At 58.6% G+C, this 19,181-nt stretch carries 15 protein-coding genes; 8 read left to right on the top strand and 7 right to left on the bottom strand.

Annotated elements, in window-relative coordinates; genetic code table 11:
• Nucleotides 1-89: 89 nt before the first annotated feature.
• Both psrA and QMK54_RS11745 read right to left on the bottom strand, forming a co-directional pair.
• Complete coding sequence (psrA, locus tag QMK54_RS11750) at nt 90-1,181, bottom strand: iron-containing alcohol dehydrogenase PsrA (protein ID WP_110658841.1); 1,092 nt, start codon at nt 1,179-1,181, stop codon at nt 90-92.
• 487 nt (nt 1,182-1,668) lie between these two features.
• Entirely contained in the window at nt 1,669-2,862 is a 1,194-nt protein-coding gene (locus tag QMK54_RS11745) for an XdhC family protein (RefSeq protein WP_223590551.1), read from the bottom strand.
• A gap of 316 nt (nt 2,863-3,178) precedes the next feature.
• On the opposite strand from QMK54_RS11745, the gene QMK54_RS11740 reads away from it, so the two are divergent.
• Entirely contained in the window at nt 3,179-3,829 is a 651-nt protein-coding gene (locus QMK54_RS11740; protein ID WP_110658847.1) for a TetR/AcrR family transcriptional regulator, read from the top strand.
• Nucleotides 3,830-3,837: 8 nt separating this feature from the next.
• On the opposite strand, the gene QMK54_RS11735 is transcribed toward QMK54_RS11740, so the two are convergent.
• From QMK54_RS11735 to QMK54_RS11720, 4 genes are all read right to left on the bottom strand, one after another.
• On the bottom strand, nt 3,838-7,407 hold the full coding sequence (locus QMK54_RS11735) for a molybdopterin cofactor-binding domain-containing protein (protein WP_320402534.1): 3,570 nt from the start codon (nt 7,405-7,407) through the stop codon (nt 3,838-3,840).
• 14 nt (nt 7,408-7,421) lie between these two features.
• Complete coding sequence (locus tag QMK54_RS11730) at nt 7,422-7,910, bottom strand: (2Fe-2S)-binding protein (RefSeq protein WP_223590558.1); 489 nt, start codon at nt 7,908-7,910, stop codon at nt 7,422-7,424.
• Nucleotides 7,911-8,167: 257 nt separating this feature from the next.
• A complete protein-coding gene (locus QMK54_RS11725) occupies nt 8,168-8,632 on the bottom strand; it encodes a MarR family winged helix-turn-helix transcriptional regulator (RefSeq protein WP_110658851.1) in 465 nt (154 codons plus the stop codon).
• 106 nt (nt 8,633-8,738) lie between these two features.
• Complete coding sequence (locus tag QMK54_RS11720; protein WP_110658853.1) at nt 8,739-9,791, bottom strand: 2,5-dihydroxypyridine 5,6-dioxygenase; 1,053 nt, start codon at nt 9,789-9,791, stop codon at nt 8,739-8,741.
• A gap of 346 nt (nt 9,792-10,137) precedes the next feature.
• Between QMK54_RS11720 and QMK54_RS11715 the strand changes: the two genes are divergently transcribed.
• The 6 genes from QMK54_RS11715 to QMK54_RS11690 all read left to right on the top strand — a co-directional run bounded on the left by QMK54_RS11715 (nt 10,138) and on the right by QMK54_RS11690 (nt 16,613).
• Nucleotides 10,138-11,286, top strand: a complete 1,149-nt coding sequence (locus tag QMK54_RS11715) for an FAD-dependent monooxygenase (protein ID WP_110658854.1) — start codon at nt 10,138-10,140, stop codon at nt 11,284-11,286.
• On the top strand, nt 11,283-12,101 hold the full coding sequence (locus tag QMK54_RS11710) for an alpha/beta hydrolase (protein ID WP_320402533.1): 819 nt from the start codon (nt 11,283-11,285) through the stop codon (nt 12,099-12,101). Before QMK54_RS11715 ends, QMK54_RS11710 begins: the two co-directional genes overlap by 4 nt.
• Before the next feature lie 30 nt (nt 12,102-12,131).
• On the top strand, nt 12,132-12,887 hold the full coding sequence (locus QMK54_RS11705) for an Asp/Glu racemase (protein ID WP_110658857.1): 756 nt from the start codon (nt 12,132-12,134) through the stop codon (nt 12,885-12,887).
• A 9-nt stretch (nt 12,888-12,896) separates the two neighbouring features.
• On the top strand, nt 12,897-13,529 hold the full coding sequence (locus QMK54_RS11700; RefSeq protein WP_110658860.1) for an N-carbamoylsarcosine amidohydrolase: 633 nt from the start codon (nt 12,897-12,899) through the stop codon (nt 13,527-13,529).
• A gap of 269 nt (nt 13,530-13,798) precedes the next feature.
• Complete coding sequence (locus QMK54_RS11695; protein ID WP_223590568.1) at nt 13,799-15,115, top strand: MFS transporter; 1,317 nt, start codon at nt 13,799-13,801, stop codon at nt 15,113-15,115.
• Between the two features lie 205 nt (nt 15,116-15,320).
• Entirely contained in the window at nt 15,321-16,613 is a 1,293-nt protein-coding gene (locus QMK54_RS11690; protein ID WP_241511429.1) for an OprD family porin, read from the top strand.
• A 185-nt stretch (nt 16,614-16,798) separates the two neighbouring features.
• On the opposite strand, the gene QMK54_RS11685 is transcribed toward QMK54_RS11690, so the two are convergent.
• Entirely contained in the window at nt 16,799-17,692 is an 894-nt protein-coding gene (locus tag QMK54_RS11685; RefSeq protein WP_110660612.1) for a LysR substrate-binding domain-containing protein, read from the bottom strand.
• Between the two features lie 113 nt (nt 17,693-17,805).
• On the opposite strand from QMK54_RS11685, the gene phnA reads away from it, so the two are divergent.
• Nucleotides 17,806-19,053 (top strand): phosphonoacetate hydrolase, encoded by a 1,248-nt coding sequence (gene phnA / locus QMK54_RS11680; RefSeq protein ID WP_320402532.1) that lies wholly within the window; start codon nt 17,806-17,808, stop codon nt 19,051-19,053.
• The last annotated feature ends 128 nt before the right edge of the window (nt 19,054-19,181 follow it).

Here is a 19,181-nt window from a genome sequence, read left to right as displayed (position 1 = left end):
CCCTCCGAGCGAGTCGGAGCGTGCACTCTTGGTGCATCAGGAAATTGCCGCGGTCGTCACGTCGCGACAGTGCTTCGAGGGAGAAACCGCTAGGCCGCTTTCGCGCCGATGAAGTTCTTGCCTCGCGCGCCTTGCATGGCGAAATTAATCATCTCCTCGGCTTCCTTTGCCGTGATGCCGTAGTCGGCAAACTCGGTTTTCACATCAAGGCTGTGCAGGAAATCGCGTAGTTGTGCCTGCGCTTCGGCGAGGTCATTGCCGAATACCCGTTGCAGGATCCGGTCGCGCGCTTCGTCATGTCCCCAAGCCAGGCCCAAGACCAACGGCAAGGTGAAGGAGCAGGCGATACCATGAGGTAGCCCGTGACGCAGAGTCATCTCGTAAGAAATGGAGTGGGCCAACGCAGTTTTGGTGTTGGAAAAGGCCATCCCGGCTTTAAGTGCGGCCAGTGCCATTCGTGAACGCAGCTCCTTGCTGGTCAGGTCACGGCGTAACAACGGCAGGCACTCGAGGATGTCTTCAATGGCAGAAATGGCAAAGGTGTCCGAAATCGGGTTGGCATTGATGTTCCAGATCGACTCCAGCGCATGCGACAGGGCGTCCAGGCCGGTAGAAACGGTGACACCGGCAGGTACTGTCAACATCAACTTCGGGTCGATAATGGCGACCTTGGGCCAGGTACAGTCCAGGTGCAGGGAATATTTCTTTTGATTCTCTGTATCCCAGATAGTAGCCCACGGAGTGACTTCGCTCCCTGTCCCCGCCGTGGTGGGCGCAGCAATCAGTTGTTTGCAACGCGCAGGAACAAAGGGTTTGCCCGCAGCCAACAAAGTGAGCAACTCATCAAAGCTGCCTGATTCGGTGCCGACGATGAGCGCTTTGGCGGTGTCGATCGCGCTACCGCCACCCACGGCGAGGACTGCGTGGCAATCACCCGCTTCCCGCCAGAACCGCTCATAGGTGCTACGCAATTGAGCAACATCAGGATTGGGTTGAACATCTTCAACGATGTACACCAGCCGGTCGCCCAACAGATCCTGAATACGATCCACTAATCCCAGTCCTCGTGCTTCGGGAAAGATCACAAGGGCCACGGTCTGATTTTCGGTGATTGAGGCAAGTTCCCGGAGGCTATCCCAGCCGAAACGTGTATCAACAGGATTATGGAATCGGGCAATCATGGCGGGGCCTTCGATTTTTATTGTTGGAAGTGGCCCCATACTCAAGCCCCATCGATAGCAGCACAAATCGATAATTCGAAGGCTTAAATCGGCTGAGCCGATAACAACCCGATGGAGTTGCCAGCTCACACTCGGTGCAATTGGAGACAGATGTTGTAGGACTGAAGCTAGGACACTTACTAGGGGTGTTCCTCCCTGCCCTCCATCGCCAAACTTTCTGCGGGGACATTGGCACACAGAAATCTTGCGTCCATCTCCTCCGAAAGAGGTGAAGAATCCACCGAGAGCCAGTGGTTTTTGTGGGGGGGAAAGTAGGGGGAGTCCATTTCATGGCCAAAATCAACATCAAAGAACTCGAGTCGCTGACCGCTGAAGATGCCGGCCGAATCCTCAGGGAGCAAATAAAAACGGCGGTACAGAGGACACAGCAGGTGATCTGCCAGTTTAGAAAGCCTGAACCACAAAGCTGCACAAGTCCCTGCAGCCGCTACGCTTCCATTTTCGCCTGCAGGCCGCCCACCGCTGGAGAGCGGGTTGGCTCACAAGCTTGGTGAATGGTGGTCTTGCGGTATTTCAGCATGCCGCCACTGCGTTCATTGAGGTAGGCCGTGATCTCGCCAACAATGGCCAAGGCCACGCTCGCCGGGGTATCGCCCCCCAAATCCAACCCAATCGGATAATGAAGCCCGGGCACAACTTCTGGCGAACGGTCCGATGCGCCCATCTCATCAAGCAGTCGTTCTGTTCGCTCTCGAGGACCCAACTGCCCGACATAGGCGGGAGAGCATTGCAAAACGTTTTCCAGCCAATACCGATCCTGTCGATAGCTGTGGGTCATGATCACCACTGCGGCACCGTCGACAGCACTGGATAAGTTAAAAGGCTCGTCGATAGGCGCAACAATGACCTGGCTTGCTCCAGGGAACCGTTCCGGGCGAGCAAAATGCGCACGCCCGTCCACCACCGTGACATGCCAGTTCAAATCCCTGGCGAACCGCACCAAAGGCTGGGCGTCATGACCCGCGCCAAAGATCATCAGTCGACGCTGTGGCGCGATGTATTCAAGAAAGACCTCGACTTCATTGGCTCCGCTTCCGTAAATCATCAACTGAGACTTCTTGCGCGCAAGGGTACTGCGCAAATCACCCTGCAGGGTGTGTTGAAGCGCTTGGCAGCGGATGCCCTCACACGCGTTCATAAAGGCGTTCAGTCCCATTCGAGCACCGACCTGCACACGGTTTTTTCGACCCACCGAGATGACCGTTGCCAGTGCTGCCGGTTGACCGGTGGCCTTCACCTGTTGCAGCACATCGAGCAACAGACTCTGCTTGCCGGCATCATGGCGTTCCAGGAGTACATGCACGGTACCGTTGCAGCCCAGACCAAACGTCAGCGCCGCGTCTTCATCATCGGCGTCCTCATCTTCCTGGGCAGCAGTGCTGTAACGACGAACCACTGCCTCGCCGGACTCAGTTAACCACCAGGCCTTCTTGGCCAACTCCTGTTCCAGACAACCACCACTGATGGTTCCGACTGTCTGGCCAAAATGCGGAATCAGCATCCTCGCACCCGGACGCCGATAGGCCGAGCCCTCGACCTTGACGACCGTGGCGAGCACAGCATCGATCTTTGTGCTGTTGGCTTGATCCAATGCATCGAGCAAGGCGTACACATCAGACATGGTCACTCTCCCGGGTCAAATTCAGTTGATTGCTGCGCATCGTCTTCAAGTGATCGGCCCCTCGTTTGCGGGGAAAAACAGCGTTGCCAACAACCCGCCGAACGCAGTGAACGGGAGTACTATTCATTCCCTTGCATTCGTCGAAGAACAATGTGCCATCGAGCTAATGCATAACGGTGTACGAGAAAACCCGGGGCGCCCAAAGAAACCCTTTGGCCGGAGTGCCCAGTTCAGAGATCGGTGGCGCACTACCACGCAATGGCATGTCATTTCCTGGCCATAAATATCGCTACGCATAATCGTCAAGGGCAACAGCGTGAACAAAAAAACAGGTATCAGAGCCCAGCAGGCCGACCAGACCAAGGCTCGTATTCTCAAGGCCGCGGTCAAGGTCTTCACCCGTGATGGTTATGCGGGCGGGCGGATCGAACAGATTTCCAGTGAAGCCGAGTCCAATGACCGGATGATCTATTACTATTTCGGCAGCAAGGAAAACCTCTTTGTACGGGTGCTTGAGCACACTTATGAAGCATTCAACCAAGCCGAAAGCATGCTACGCCCGGACCTTTCGAACCCCGTGCAGGCCCTGCGTGATCGGGTAGCATTCGTCTGGCATTACTACGTAAAGCATCCGGAATTCGTCGCCATCCTCAATATCGAAAACCTGCACGAGGGCACGCACGCCAGGCAGTCCAGTGAGCTTCGTCGCTTGTCCGGCACCACGCTGGGCGTGATCACACCGATCATCGAAGCGGGTCAGCGGCAGGGGGTGTTTCGCCAGGACATCGACATCAATCACGTCTACTTGATGATCGCTTCACTCTGCTACTTCTATAACTCCAACCGGCACACCCTCACCTCATTTCTGGGTCAAGACCTGGCGGATCAAGGCCAGCAGCAGGACTGGCTGGCGTTCATCAGCGATCTGGTGGTGCGCGGCGTGCTGACACTGCCTGCGTCTCAGTGACTCTCTGATCAATGAGTTCCGGGATTGGCCCGCAAGTGCGCGACCTTCTGCTCCAGCCCTTGCCACGCAGGTTCAGCTGAGGCGAAGCGATTGCGCAGGTATGCCGTCAGTTCGGCGATTTGCCTGTTGGACAGGCTGTCCTTGAAGCCTGGCATATAACCAAGGTCCGGCGTCGCCGGATTGGAGATGCCTTGCAAAATGACCTTCAGCAGGTTGTCTGGCAGCGTACTGTGAAGGTTGGTATTAGTCGCCAACGAGGGACTGACACCAAACAGTTTCGGCCCAAGACCATCGGCGTGACAGCCTTGGCAGGAACCTTCAAACACCCGCCGACCATTGCTCAACGACACTGCGGTGACACTGGGTTGCGCTACGGTTTGTGTGCTTGAGCGAGTCTGTGCTTGCGCCGTGCCATCGAGCGACGCCAGGTACACCGCCATCGCCCGTATGTCTGCTTTGGGCAGCTTCGCCAATTCGCTAACCACTGGCCCCATGGGGCCCGCCGCGACACCGTGGGCATCGGAATAACCACTGCTCAGGTAGGTGAACAATTGATCTTCAGTCCACGGCGTAGGCGATTTGGATAAGCCATTGAGCGCAGGTGCTTCCCAGCCATCGACCATGCCGCCCGCCAGGAAATTTTTACCGCCCTTCTCCGCGCCCATCAGGTTGCGCGGTGAATGACAGGCCGCGCAGTGACCCAGTCCATTGACCAGGTAGGCGCCGCGATTCCACTGCTCACTGCGTTGCGGCTGCACCTGGATTTCACCCTTGCGCAGGAACAACGCGTTCCAACCCGCCATCAGTGGCCGCATGTTGAATGGGAACTGCATGTCGTTGACCTTGGCTGGCTGGCTCACCGGGGCCTGTGACATCAGGTACGCGTACAGCGCCTGCATATCGGCGTCGTTGATATTTCGGAAGGCCGTGTAAGGAAATGCCGGATACAGATTCTTGCCATCGCGACTGATGCCATCGCGCATGGCCCGCTCGAACGCGGGATAGGACCAACTGCCAATTCCGGTTTTCGGGTCAGGTGTGATGTTGCTGCTGTACAGCGTTCCGAAAGGCGTCTGCATTGCCAACCCGCCAGCATTGGTCGCGCCGCCTGGCGCTGTGTGGCACACCGCGCAATCACCGACTGCCGCCAGCAAACGCCCTCGCTCCAGCGTCGCCGCAGACCAGGTGCCCGCGCCGGGTGGCGTGATCGGTGCGATTTCCGCGCGCCAGGGCAAAGCCGTGGCAGCCACGCCAAGTATCGCGCCGAACGCTGCGAACAATGAGCCAAACAACCATTTCGAGCGCTTGGCCTTTGGCGAATCAGGGGGATTGGCATTCGCTTCGTCCGCCGATCCTTTGAGCGCGGCCAGCACACGCTCAGCGGTGATCGGTAGTTCACGAAAGCGAATCCCGGTGGCGTCGTAGATCGCATTGGCTATCGCTGCCGCGCTCGGCACTGCCGCCGACTCACCCGCCCCCATGGGTGCTTCGTTCTGGCGCGGCATCATCAGCACATCGATTTCCGGCACCTGGGGGAATGTCAGGATCGGGTAACCGCCCCATTCCTTGCTGGCAACGGCGGACTCTTCAAAGGTCACGCGCTCCTTGAGCACGCGACTGGTGGACTGAATCACATTGCCGTGAATCTGATGCTGAACACCGGTCGGATTGATCATCATCCCGGCGTCATGACCGATCACCACGCGGGTGACTGACACTTCGCCGCTGCGCTTGTCCACCGCCACGTCCGCGACCCACGCCGCCCACGCCGCGCCGAAGCCTGGAAATTTGCTGTGAATGTAACGGGCATAGGCAAAACCCCGGCCGCGCAGGATGTTGTCTTGCTCCGGGATTTGCATCGGCTGCGTACGCGGTGTCCATTCGGCGCGGGCAGCAGTGGCTTTGACCAGATCCGAGGCGCGCTCATCATTCAGATAACGCAAACGGTACTCGATGGGGTCGACACCCGCGGCAAAGGCCAATTCATCGATATACGACTCATGGGCGAAGGTATTGGGCAGCGCCGACACGCCCCGCATCCACGAAGCCCGAACAATGGGCGTCATGTCGTTTACGCTCACGCGCATGTGTTCAAAATCATACGGAGGGATCGAGGTGCGGTCGCCCATTTCGAACATCGCCGCCACCGGTTCGACGCGCCCCGTCAGCAGCAGTGCCAGGGTCGGTGCACCATTGGACGGGTAGCTGGTCTGAAAATCGTAACCGGCCACCCCGCCATCGACATTGATGCCTCCATCGACCTCCATCAGTTGCGCCGTGCCCTTGGGCTCCCATACGTGCTCTTGCTCGCGGGTCAGTTGCACCCGTACCGGCACGCCGACGGCCCGGGACAGCAACACCGCATCGGCGCACACGTCGTCGGCGCAATTACGCCCGTAACAACCTGCCGCTTCCATGCGGATGATCTCGATCCGCTCTTCCGGATACTCCAGCAGCCATGCCAGGTCAGCGCGCAGTAAATGCGGGTTTTGCGTGCCGGACCAGACGCGAATGCCGTCCTCTTGATAGTCCGCCAGCCCGCAGGAAGGACCGATGGAGGCGTGAAGCTGATACGGCCACAGGTAGGTGCGGGCCATGCGCTCGCTAGCCTGCTCCAAGGCTTGATCAACATTGCCCTTGTCCAGCACGACGCGCTGCACCCTGGGGTTGTCGCGAATGGCCTGCGCGATGTCATCCATGTTCGGCAATTTGTGGTTCCAGGCTTTCCAGGTGACTTTCAGTGCCTGGGCGGCTTTCGCGGCCTGCTCTTCACGCATGGCTACCACGCCGACAAAATCGCGAATCACCACCACCCGCACGATGCCGGGAATGTGCGCGATGGAGGACTCGTCTACTTCCAGCAGGCTGTTGCCGACGAAATCACCGCTGTCGAGCCCGGCATAAGGCGGGCGAATCACCCGGCCATGCAGCATGTCCGGCAGCCGCATGTCATGCACGTAAGTCAGCTCACCGGTGGCTTTACCGGGAATGTCCACCCGCGCTGCGCCCTTGCCCACCAGCCGATAATCTTCCAGACGCTTGAGCGGCGCATCGCCGGAAATCGTCAACTGGTCACGCTCGCCCTCCACCAGTTCGGCAAACGTGAGCTGGCGACCGTCTTCGCTGCTAACTACCCCGCTGTTTATCCGTAAGGTGTCAGCTGCAACGGCAAAACGCCGGGCCGCCCGTGCCAGCAAAAATCGCCGGGCTTCAGCCGCCGCGTTACGCAAGGGGATGGCCGAAATCTGGATGGTCGCACTGGCGATGGTTGCGCCCTGGTTCGGTGCGCTGTCGGTATCGCCAAGGACCATACAGACTTGATCCAGCGCCAGGTCCAGCTCTTCAGCGACGATTTGTGCCAGCGAAGTACGGATACCGGTGCCCAGATCCACGTGGCCGTTGAACCCATAGACCTTGCCGTCGTCGTTGACCGCAATGAACAACGCCAGCTCCTGGGGTTTGATCACGGGTACGCCACCTTTGGCCACAGGACCGGACGGTGGCTGGATCTGATCGACGATCAACAAGACGCCGGACTTGGTCAACAGCTGAGCACGGGTGAGCGTTGCATGGGTCATGGTCATCAATCCGTTCAAGACTTTTGACGGGCGGCACGCAGTACCGCACGAAGAATTTCGATATGGGTGCCGCAGCGGCAGAGATTGGCCGACAACTCATTGCGAATCTGCGCCTCGCTGGGGTGCGGATTTCGGTCGAGCAAGGCCTTGGCCGTCATGATCATGCCGTTCATGCAGTAGCCACACTGCGCCGCCTGCTCCTCAATGAAAGCCTGCTGCACCGGGTGCGGATGCTCTCGGCTGCCAATGCCTTCGAGGGTGGTGATTTCCCGTCCCTCGGCACCGGACAACGGGAACACGCAAGCCCGCGCCGCAACACCATCGATGATCACCGTGCAGGCACCGCACTCGCCCAGGCCACAACCGTATTTCGGGCCGTTGAGCTGTAAATCATTGCGCAGCACCAGCAACAGCGATGTGTCGGCCATGGCACAGACCGTAGTGGTCTGGCCATTGACGTGAAGCGTCACGGTCTTTTCCGGCGCCAGTGCTTGCTCACTCATGTCGCACTCTCCAGGTGTTACCGCTCGCTCTCTTGATGAGGTGCGGCTTTTTATTAAGTAATCACTACATGAAAAAGGCGTGATCGGTACCGCATGCGCAGGCTGCGCAGATCCTGCGCAGTGCCATGCGGGTTCTAGAGCTTGATGAGGGGGATGGTTATCCGATTCCTCACGTTACCCCTGACTACATTTTTTTAATGAAGTATCCACTTCATGAATCAGACGCAAGAAAAATGCCAGGGACGGTTTCTTACTCGTCAATCGTTGGCGTCATCGATCATCTTGCGCAGCAGATACAGGATCGCGACGCGCTCGGCCGGGTTGAGGTTACCCATGGTCAGTTCGCTGACGCGGGCAGCATGAGGCACGGTGTCACGCACTAATTGATGGCCACTGTCGGACAGGCCAACGATGACTTTGCGCCGATCTTGAGGGTCTGGCTCCAGGGTGATCAGGTCGCGCGCCTTGAGCCGCTCGACGATGCCTCGAATGGTTGCCTGATCCACCGCAGTGGCCTTGACCAGCTCGGTCAATGAGCTCGGCCCGCCATCACGCACGGCGCACAGCGTAATGAACTGCACGGCGGTCAGCTGCGAATCGTCGACGTTCTGCTGGAAGATCGCCATATTGCGCTGGTAAGCCTTGCGCAGCAAATGACCGACCTGCTCGGAAAAGGCATAGGGAGCGGTTGTCTGTGGGGTGTTGTCTGTCGTATCCGGCACGGCGAGCTCTATCAAAAAAAAGTAAGTGGCGTTTACATTAACCTGCGAGGGGGATCAAGGTAACTCAATCGTGGTGGGTCACTGTCCCGTGCCCCCCTCTTTTATATCACCGCGCGATAGAGGCCTGCGGCGCTACCACATCACCACCCAGGACCACCGCCTGATCATCGAGGTAGATATCGCAATGGCGTAGCGGGATGTCCAGGTGACACGGGGTTTTTCGGGTACCGCCAACCTCGGTATTGGGCCCGGTGGAGAACAGGAAGTTACCGTAGAACGCCCGGGCATCCATGCACATGCCGTCGTTTTTGTCATGCAAGCCCATGGCGGTCCACTGCGCACGCGGTTGCAAACCCCAGCCAATATGGGAGATGCCGTACACCTCGGGGTCGTTGAAGTACTTCATGTAGTCGCGCAGGTATTCGGCCTCGAAACCACCATGGATCGAGGTAATGAAGCCCTTTTCGATTTCCAGGGTGATCTTCTCTCGCGAGTAATTCTTGAACGGCAACAGGATATCGCCGACGTCGATCACCAGTACGCCTTCGGCGGTTTCCTCGTTTGGCCAGGAGAATAGAAAACCGCTGGGCCAGTGATCCCAACGCCCAGGCTCATCGGCAAAACCGTACTCGGTGACCGCAGGGTATTGCCCGAGCAACGCCTTGAAATCACTGCCGGCCCTGGACTTCACGTGGATCGAGCGCGCCTGCTTCAGCAGCTTCTCGGCCGCCATCACCCGCTCTTTGTCCGCCAGCGTAGGCAGCATCCGCGCCAGCACTTCCGGTGGTTCAACCGCCAGCAGTATGCGCGTCCCGGTCTTGAGGATCTGCTCCTGCTCCGGCGAGTGCAGCAACATCATGGTGTCGACCACAAGGTCCGCCGCTTCCAGCGCCCGTTGCGCGGCGATATTGCCGGTCAGCGCGGTGTCGCCGCAGTAAGCGGTCATGTCATTGCCCATGGCCATAGGGTGATTGAAGGACGGCAACTCGACCGCATAGACCTTGGCCCCAAGACGCTGCGCGGCGTCCATGGCCGCCCGCACGGTACGCGCGTCGGAGTAGTGGCTTTTCAGTACCGCGACGCTTTGAGTCGAGTCCACTTTCGACAGTTTCAACACGTGTTCAAACATCTGGGTCAGTTCGCAATCGCTTACCGGCATGTCTTGTCTTCCTCTTAACCTGTTGAGTTCGTTCGACGCCTCGCACCCTGCGCACCAAAGCAAGGCGGCGAGCTTGGCACCCGCACGAATTTGAAGTGTATACGCTATTTATTAACGATAAAACATTAAATTGACAGACGCCTAAAGAGAAAGTCTCAAACGTTACAAAGCAACACAACCCCGCTAAATAATGGTTACTTAGCGTTACGGTCGCCATTTATCGCTGATTTTTTATTTTTCAAGTGGGATCTTCCAATTCAAAAACAATAGCGTATACACTCAAATAGCGGCGAGACGACAACCCGATCTCACCAGCCACATATTCAAAACGAAGGAAAAGCCCCCCATGCGAAACAAACAAAAAATCGCAATCGTCGGCGCCGGTCTAGGTGGCGCTGCTGCTGCCACGCTGTTACAGAAAGCCGGGTTCGAGGTCGATGTTTATGAACAGGCGCCAGAGTTTTCCCGTATTGGTGCGGGCATCCACATGGGCCCCAACATCATGAAAATCTTCCGCCGCATGGGTATTGAACAGAAGCTGAGCGACATGGGTTCGCACCCCGACTTCTGGTTCAGCCGCGACGGCGCCAGCGGTGACTATCTGTCCCGCATCCCCTTGGGTGAATTCGCTCGCAAGGAATACGGCGCGGCTTACATCACCGTGCACCGCGGGGACCTGCATGCACTGCAAATGTCGACCATTGCGCCGGGCACTGTGCACTTCAACAAGCGCCTGACCGGGATCGAGGAAACCGATGATCTGGTGCGCCTGCACTTCAGCGACGGCACCACCACCGAGGTCGACATCGTCATCGGCGCCGATGGCATCAACTCCAGAATTCGCGAAGAGTTGCTCGGAGCGGAAAGACCGCTGTACAGCGGCTGGGTTGCCCACCGCGCCTTGATTCGCGGCGAGGTACTGGCCAAGTACAACATGGACTTTGAAAACTGCGTGAAGTGGTGGAGCGAAGATCGTCACATGATGGTCTACCACACCACCAGCAAGCGCGATGAGTACTACTACGTCACCGGCGTACCGCACCCGGCCTGGGACTTCCAGGGCAGCTTTGTCGATAGCAGCCGCGACGAAATGTACGACGCATTCCAGGGCTATCACCCCACCGTTCAAGCGTTGATCGAATCCAGTGAAAGCGTGACCAAATGGCCGCTGCTCAATCGCAACCCGCTGCCGCTCTGGAGCCGTGGACGGATGGTGTTGCTGGGTGATGCCTGCCACCCGATGAAACCGCACATGGCGCAAGGCGCAGGCATGGCCATCGAAGATGCCGCCATGTTGACCCGCTGCCTGCAGGAAACCGGGCTCACCGATTACCGCACCGCGTTCAAGCTATACGAAGCCAACCGCAAGGACCGCGCCTCGCGAGTACAGGCGGTGTCCAATGCCAACACCTGGCTGCGCACACAGGAAGATCCGGCCTGGGTCTACGGTTATGACCTCTACGACCACCCACTGAAATCGGAAGCGGCCGCATGAGCACCTTCATTCAGGGCGGCAACGTCCAAGCCAATGGTATCCGCCAGCACTACCTGCGTTACGGCGGCCAGGGCAGCACCGGCAAACCGATAGTGTTGCTGATTCCCGGCATCACCAGCCCGGCGATCACCTGGGGGTTTGTCGCCGAGCGCCTGGGCCAGCATTTCGATACCTACGTACTCGACGTTCGTGGCCGCGGCCTGTCCTCCACCGGACCGGAGCTGGACTACGGCACCGACGCCTGCGCCAATGACATCGGTGCATTCGCCAAAGCCATGGGTATCAATGCCTATCACCTGGTGGGCCACTCCATGGGCGCGCGCTTTGCCGTGCGCAGCGCAGTGCGCAATCCAGCGGGCCTGCAAAGCCTGGTACTGATCGATCCACCCGTCTCCGGTCCCGGCCGGCGCGAGTACCCAAGCAAGCTGTCGTGGTACGTGGACTCGATCCGCCAATCACTGAGCGGGATGGACGCCGACGCCATGCGCGTCTTCTGCCCGACCTGGACCGAGGAGCAACTGCAAGTCCGCGCCGAGTGGCTGCACACCTGCTACGCACCGGCCATCGTCCGCGCCTTCAACGATTTCCATGAGGTGGACTTTCATCAGGATCTGCCGCACCTGCCTGTCCCTGCCCTGCTGATCGTTGCCGGTCGCGGCGGCGTAATCCAGGCCGGGGACGAAGCGGAAATTCGCGACCTGCAACCCGCGATCCAGATTGCTCACGTCGAAAACGCCGGACACATGATTCCGTGGGATGACCTCGAAGGATTTTTCGCGGCATTTGGCAGTTTTCTCGGCCAGCCCCTGACCTGAATTCAACGCACGTTGCAAAGGAGACAGCTTGTGATCAAGCCTTATCGTATCGGCCAGATTGTGCCAAGTTCCAACACCACCATGGAAACCGAGATTCCGGCGATGCTGGCAGCACGCCAATTGATCCGCCCCGAACGTTTCACCTTTCATTCCAGCCGCATGCGCATGAAGCAGGTGCGCAAGGAAGAGCTGGCGGCAATGGATGGCGAATCCGATCGCTGCGCGGTCGAGCTGTCTGACGCCAAGGTCGACGTGCTGGGCTATGCCTGCCTGGTGGCGATCATGGCCATGGGCCTGGGTTATCATCGCCAGTCCGAACAGCGGCTGCGCAAGGCCACCGCCGACAACGACGCCAATGCGCCGGTCATCACCAGCGCCGGCGCCTTGATCGAAGGCTTGAAAGTAATGGGCGCCAAACGCATTGCCATTGTCGCGCCGTACATGAAGCCGCTGACCGAGCTGGTAGTGGATTACATTCGCGAAGAAGGTTTCGAGGTGGTGGACTGGCGCGCCCTGGAAATTCCCGACAACCTGGCCGTCGCCCGCCACGACCCGGCCAACCTGCCCGCCATTGTGCGCGACATGAACCTTGAAGGCGTGGATGTGATCGTCCTGTCGGCCTGCGTGCAGATGCAATCGCTGGGAGTGGTCTCGCAAGTCGAGGCCGAAACCGGCAAACCGGTACTCACCGCAGCCATCGCCACCACCTACGCCATGCTCAAGGCACTGGACCTGGAGCCCATCGTTCCGGGTGCGGGCGCGCTGCTGTCTGGCGCATATAAATAGGAGCGTGTCATGAGCCAAGAACAAAGTGCCGACGCCAATTATCAGGGCGTGTGGGGCCAGCGCATCGGCTTTGGCAATAAGCCTGCGCTGTTGATGATCGATTTCATGCAGGGCTATACCCAAGAAGGCGCACCGCTGTACGCGCCAGGCGTGGTCAGCGCTGTAGCCGAGAGCGTCGAACTATTGGCCTGCGCCCGCCAACATGAAGTCCTGGTAGTGCATACAAACATTCGCTACCACCCAGGGCATTTTGCCGACGGCGGTATATGGGTCAAAAAAGCCCCCGTGATGAAAGACATGATCGAGGGCAACCCACTGGCAGCCTTCTGCGAGCCGGTGCTGCCCAACCCGGACGAAGTGGTCATCAGCAAGCAATACGCCAGCTCGTTTTTTGGCACCAGCCTGGCGTCGATGCTGCGCGCCAAAGGTATCGACACCGTGGTACTGGCGGGCTGCTCAACCAGTGGCTGTATTCGCGCGACGGCGGTAGATGCCGTGCAGCATGGATTCCGGACCATCGTTGTTCGCGAATGCGTCGGCGATCGGCACCCCGCACCACACGAAGCCAACCTGTTCGACATTGATAGCAAGTATGGCGATGTGGTGAGTAAACAGGAGGCCATGACGCAGTTCAGAAAATGAGAGGGCCATTGGTTTTCCCGGGCTGACACAGTGCACTCCCGGGCAAGCCTGCAACCTCCACAGATTCACGACTTTACCGAATAACCGGCAGAAAAGGATATCTGCCGTCGAACCAGGCCGTAGAGCACTGGTCGCCAAATACTGAGCAAGGGTCGACATCAAACCCTGCCCAGTCTTCTGACACTGCCTTTGGAAGCCGCCAACCGGTGCTACCAAAGCATTGATCCGCGGCTAAACAACAATCACAAAGTCACCGCCAGGAGACACCCATGCCCTCTGCAAATGTAGGTACACCCACTGCGACCACCGTCGCAGACCCAGTCCAGGCGCTTTACCGCAAGATCACCTGGAAGCTTATTCCCTTTCTCTGCTTCTGCTATCTGGCCTCCTATCTGGACCGGATCAACGTCGGCTTCGCCAAACTGCAAATGCTCGAGCATCTGCAGTTCAGCGAAACGGCTTTCGGCCTGGGCGCCGGTCTGTTTTTCGTCGGCTATATCATTTTCGAGGTTCCGAGCAATCTGGTCCTGGAAAAAGTCGGGGCGAAGATCTGGATCGCCCGCATCATGATCACCTGGGGGCTGCTCTCGGCCTGCACCATGCTCGTCACTTCCACCACGCAGTTCTACATTCTGCGCTTCCTGCTCGGCGCCGCCGAAGCGGGCTTTCTGCCGGGGGTGCTGTACTACCTGACCACCTGGTTCCCGACCTATCGCCGCGGCCGCATCATCGCTTTGTTCATGATCGGCCTGCCGTTGTCCAGCGTGCTCGGCGGCCCACTGTCCGGCTGGATCATGGGGCATTTCGATAACGCTGGCGGCCTGCGCGGCTGGCAGTGGTTGTTCCTCCTCGAAGCGATACCCAGTGTGTTGCTTGGTGTGCTGACCTTCTGGGCCTTGCCGAACAACTACCGCCAGGCCAAATGGCTCAATGATGACGAGAGAAACCTGCTGGAACAGGAACTGCGCGCCGACGACGCCGACTCCACCGGCAGCAAGCACAGCTTTCGCGACGGTTTCTTCAACCTGAAGGTGTGGATGCTCGGCGGCATCGACTTCTCGATCCTGCTCAGCGCCTATGCCATGGGGTTCTGGATGCCGACCTTCATCCGCAACGCAGGCGTCGTCGACACCTTTCACATCGGCGTGCTCACCGCGCTGCCGAGCATCGCCGCGTTGCTGGGCATGCTGTTGATCGGCGCCAGCTCCGACAAGCACCGCGAACGCCGCTGGCACATCATCGTGCCCTTTCTGGTGGGCGCGGCAGCCATGGCCAGTGCGCCCTTCTTTGTCAACAACGTGGTGGCGACCGTGGCGCTGTTCGCTATTGCGTCGGCGGCGATCATCGGCGCGGTGCCGGTGTTCTTCAGCCTGCCGGCAACCTTTCTCAAAGGCACCGCGGCGGCCACCGGCTTCGCCCTCGCCTGCTCGGTGGCGAACATCGCCGGGCTAGTCAGCAACTCGCTGATGGGCGTGGCCATCGACGTCACCGGCAGCAGCGCCGGCGCACTGTGGTTCTTCGCCGGCTGCCTGATTCTCAGCAGCTTCCTGGTGATCGCCCTGCCGGCCAAGCTGGTCAATCGTTGAGACACGTCAGCCAGGCGACTGCGTGTCCTGGTGTGAGTCGCAAGGGGATCTCATACCGGCCCCCTTGCGGCTGATCCCAGCGACGCGGAGCAGCTCAAGCCAGGCCCGCGAGCCATCAGCCACCTCATGATCAAACCCCTCCTGCGGACAGGCCTCAACCTCGTCTGACGGGAGGCGCTTTGTCCTCATTCCAGAGATCAACAGCATGCACACTCCTGCACTGCGCAAAGCCCATGCAATCAGCGGCACCCTCGGCGGTTGCCTGACGCTGGGCCTGGCCCCGCCACTGCTGGCCGAAGAAGCCGGCTTCATCGAAGGTGCGACGGCCAACCTGCAACTGCGCAACTACTACTTTAGCCGCGACTTCTCCGACATCGTCGGCCCCAACAAGCAATCCAGGGCCGAGGAGTGGGCCCAGGGCTTTATTCTTGATGCCCGCTCAGGCTACACACAGGGCAGTATCGGTGTCGGCGTGGACGTGCTCGGTCTCTACGGTGTCAAGCTCGACAGCAGCCCGAGCCGGGCCAGGACCGGACTGCTGCCGACACACGACGACGGCAGATCCGCCGATGAGTACGGCCGCCTGGGTGCGGCGATGAAACTCAAGGTCTCCAGCACTGAGCTGAAGGCTGGTGAGCTGCGGCCCAACCTGCCGGTACTGGTCTACAGTGATCTGCGCCTGCTGCCGCCGACCTACCAGGGCGTTTCGCTGGTTTCCAACGAATTGTCCGGACTAACCTTAAACGCTGGCCAACTGCACTCCACTAGCCTGCGCGACTCGAGTAACACCCAGGAGATGTATGCACTGATCAATGACCCGATCAATCCGGCGCGTATCGCCAATTTCACCAGTGACCGCTTCAACTATCTGGGTGCCGACTACAGTTTCAACTCCAATCGCACCAGCGTCGGTCTCTGGCAGGCGCAACTGGAAGACATCTACCAGCAGCGTTACTACAGCTTCAAACACGCCGAGCCAGTAGGTGACTGGACGCTAGGCATAAGTGTCGGCTACTTCGATGCCCGCGACGACGGCCGGAGCATCGCCGGCAAGCTCGATAACCATGCACTGTTCAACCTGTTGTCGGCGAAGCGCGGCGGCCATACCTTCTACCTGGGCTACCAGCAGATCGGTGGTGACGATGGTTTCATCCAGGTTGGCGCCAACACCAACCCGCTTGGCAATACCCTGCCTACCTACGAGTTCGCTGCGCCGGATGAACGCTCCTGGCAAGTCCGGCACGACTACGACTTCGTCGCCCTTGGAATTCCCGGTCTGACCACCACTCTGCGCTACGTGACTGGAGACAACGTCACCACTGGGCGGGGGTTTGAAGGTCAGGACTGGGAGCGCGATCTGGATATTGGCTACGCTGTCCAGAGTGGAGCGCTGCGTGGAGTGGGTATCCGCATCCGCAACGTTACTGCGCGCTCCAACTACCGTAGCGATATTGATGAGAACCGGCTGATCCTCAGCTATAACATCAGCCTTTTCTGATAGCCGTACCCGCCGGAACTTTCGGCAGAGTAAGCCAAGAACCTGGGCACCATCAGCGATGGTGCCCAGAAGCCGACGTGGCGAAGCAGAACCTCAGCGAGCATCATCACCCTCGGGAAGATCACCCCGTTTGGCCGAACACAGCCCTTCATGAAATCTGCATTCGCCTGACGGGGCCGTGATAGTTACTGAGTGACTTCAATGCTCCCCTGCTCAAGCAACCAGCTCTCGAACTTGCGATGGACGAGCGTCTTGGGTACGCCCGCCGGCGTCAGGCTGTAATAGCGGCGGCTTGGTGTCCGCAGGCCGGCAAAAGGCAGGACAAGCCGGCCAACATTGACGTCATGCTCAAGCGTAGGCATTGGGCCAATGCCCAACCCAAGGCCATCGATCAATGCCGTGTAGGTCACATAGAAGTGGTCGAAACGCTGGCGCGCGGAGGTGCCGTGTTCGGTTGATCCCGCCGCGTTCAGCCACTGCTGCCAGTCCCCTGGGCGCGTCTCGGTTTCAAGCAGCACATGCCGGGACAAATCCTTCAATGAATCCAAAGGCAACCGGGCCAACAGACTCGGGGCCGCGACCACGGTCAGCCATTCATCGAGAAACGCCTGGGCACTGAAGTGATCGGTCTGCGGCGAACCGCGACGGATCGCCAGGTCGAAACTGCCGGCCAATGAAATTTGTTGAGTGGTCGCCGTTTGCACCTGAATCAACATGCCCGGGTGCTTTTCATGGAAGTCATTCAAACGGGGAATCAGCCAGCGCATCGCAAAGGTCGCGGGCGCGCTGACTCGCAGCAGCATGCTGGCACTGCCTTTGCCGTAGCGTTGCGCGGCATCGTTGATGCGCTCAAACGCTTCGCTGACCTCCAACGCAAACGCCAGGGCATGGGAAGTCGGTGCCATGCGCTGCCCGGCGCGCTCGAACAGTTTTTGCCCGAGCCAGTCTTCGAGGGTCTGGATCTGCCGGCTGACGGCGCCATGGGTAACATTCAATTCCTCGGCAGCGGCGCTGTAGCTCCCGGCGCGACAGGCGGCAAGAAAGGCCTTCAGAGCAGGCAACGGCGGAATACGGGACATGCAGGCCTCGGATCATACTGTGAATAAAACTCACAAACAGGGGAAAAACTAACACAACTTGAACATTATTCGCACGTTAATGTACCTGCATTGCCCCTCCAGTGAAGTCATTCATGAATAATTCAATAACGCTGCACCAACGCCAATATGCTCTTCCGACCCAGCCGGTGGTCGTGGTTTGCATTGATGGATGCGACCCGCAATACATCACCCAGGGCATTGCCGATGGCGTTTGCCCGACCATAGCCCGCTTTCACACCCAGGGTTTTGCCAGCACTGCCGATTGCGTGATGCCGTCGTTTACCAACCCCAACAACGTCTCCATCGTCACCGGGGCACCACCTGAAGTACACGGCATCGCCGGCAACTATTCCCTGGACCGGGAAACCGGGAAAGAAATCATGATGACCGACGCCAGTCTGCTGCGCGGCGAAACGCTGCTGGCGTTGTTGTCCGAGGCCGGCATTGCGGTGGCAGCAGTCACCGCCAAGGACAAGTTGCGCAAAGTGCTCGGCCATCACCTAAAGGGCATCTGTTTCTCCTCGGAAAAAGCCGGCACCTGCACCCTTGAAGAGCATGGCATCGATGATGTCGTGGAGCTGGTCGGGCGCCCCTTGCCCGACATGTATTCGGGCGACTTGTCGCTGTTCGTGCTGGATGCCGGCCTTGCCTTGTTGAAGGAAAAACGCGCGCAAGTCTTGTATTTGTCGTTGTCCGATTACATTCAGCATAAGTTTGCCCCTGGAACGGCCGAGTCCAACGAATTCCTCAAGGCCATTGATGATCGCCTGCAAGCCTTTATTGAACTAGGCGCTATTGTTGGGTGCGTGGCAGACCATGGCATGTCCGACAAGAACAACAGCAACGGCACACCCAATGTCATCTTTCTCCAGGACAAACTTGAAGAGCGTTTCGGCGCAAAAAGTGCGCGGGTAATCTGCCCTATTACAGATCCGTTCGTCCGGCATCACGGCGCACTTGGATCTTTTGTTCGCGTGTACGCCAAGGACTCCGCCAATATAGAAGCAATGATTGATTACATCAGTGGCTTGCCCGGAATCGAAGACACTTTAAGTCGCCAGCAAGCTGCCATAAAACTTGGCCTGCCCGAAGATCGCGAGGCCGACATCGTGGTCATTTCGAGCGAATCCTGCGTATTGGGCTCCTGCGCCAGCGAGCATGACTTGTCCACCGTGGGTGACCGCCCCCTGCGCTCCCACGGCGGATACTCGGAACAATCGGTGCCGTTCATGCTGTCGCACCCGATGAGCGAAAAGTACCTGCAGTATGCGGCCTCCACCCGTTTGCGAAACTTCGACATCTTCGACTTTGCCCTTAACGGCGTACAACCAAACAATTAACAACGCAGTTCCAGCAATATAACCAGACAACAATAAAATATTAGCGAAGCTCTAACTAAAAGAGCTTCGCTTTTTCTGCTGCCTGCAATTCCATAATAAAAAATATTACAAATTGTCACGCATCTGAA

Source organism: Pseudomonas sp. P5_109 (assembly GCF_034009455.1).
Taxonomy (GTDB): Bacteria; Pseudomonadota; Gammaproteobacteria; order Pseudomonadales; family Pseudomonadaceae; genus Aquipseudomonas.
The sequence above is the reverse complement of the archived record's forward strand: the minus strand, read 5'-3'. Positions and strand labels throughout refer to the sequence as shown.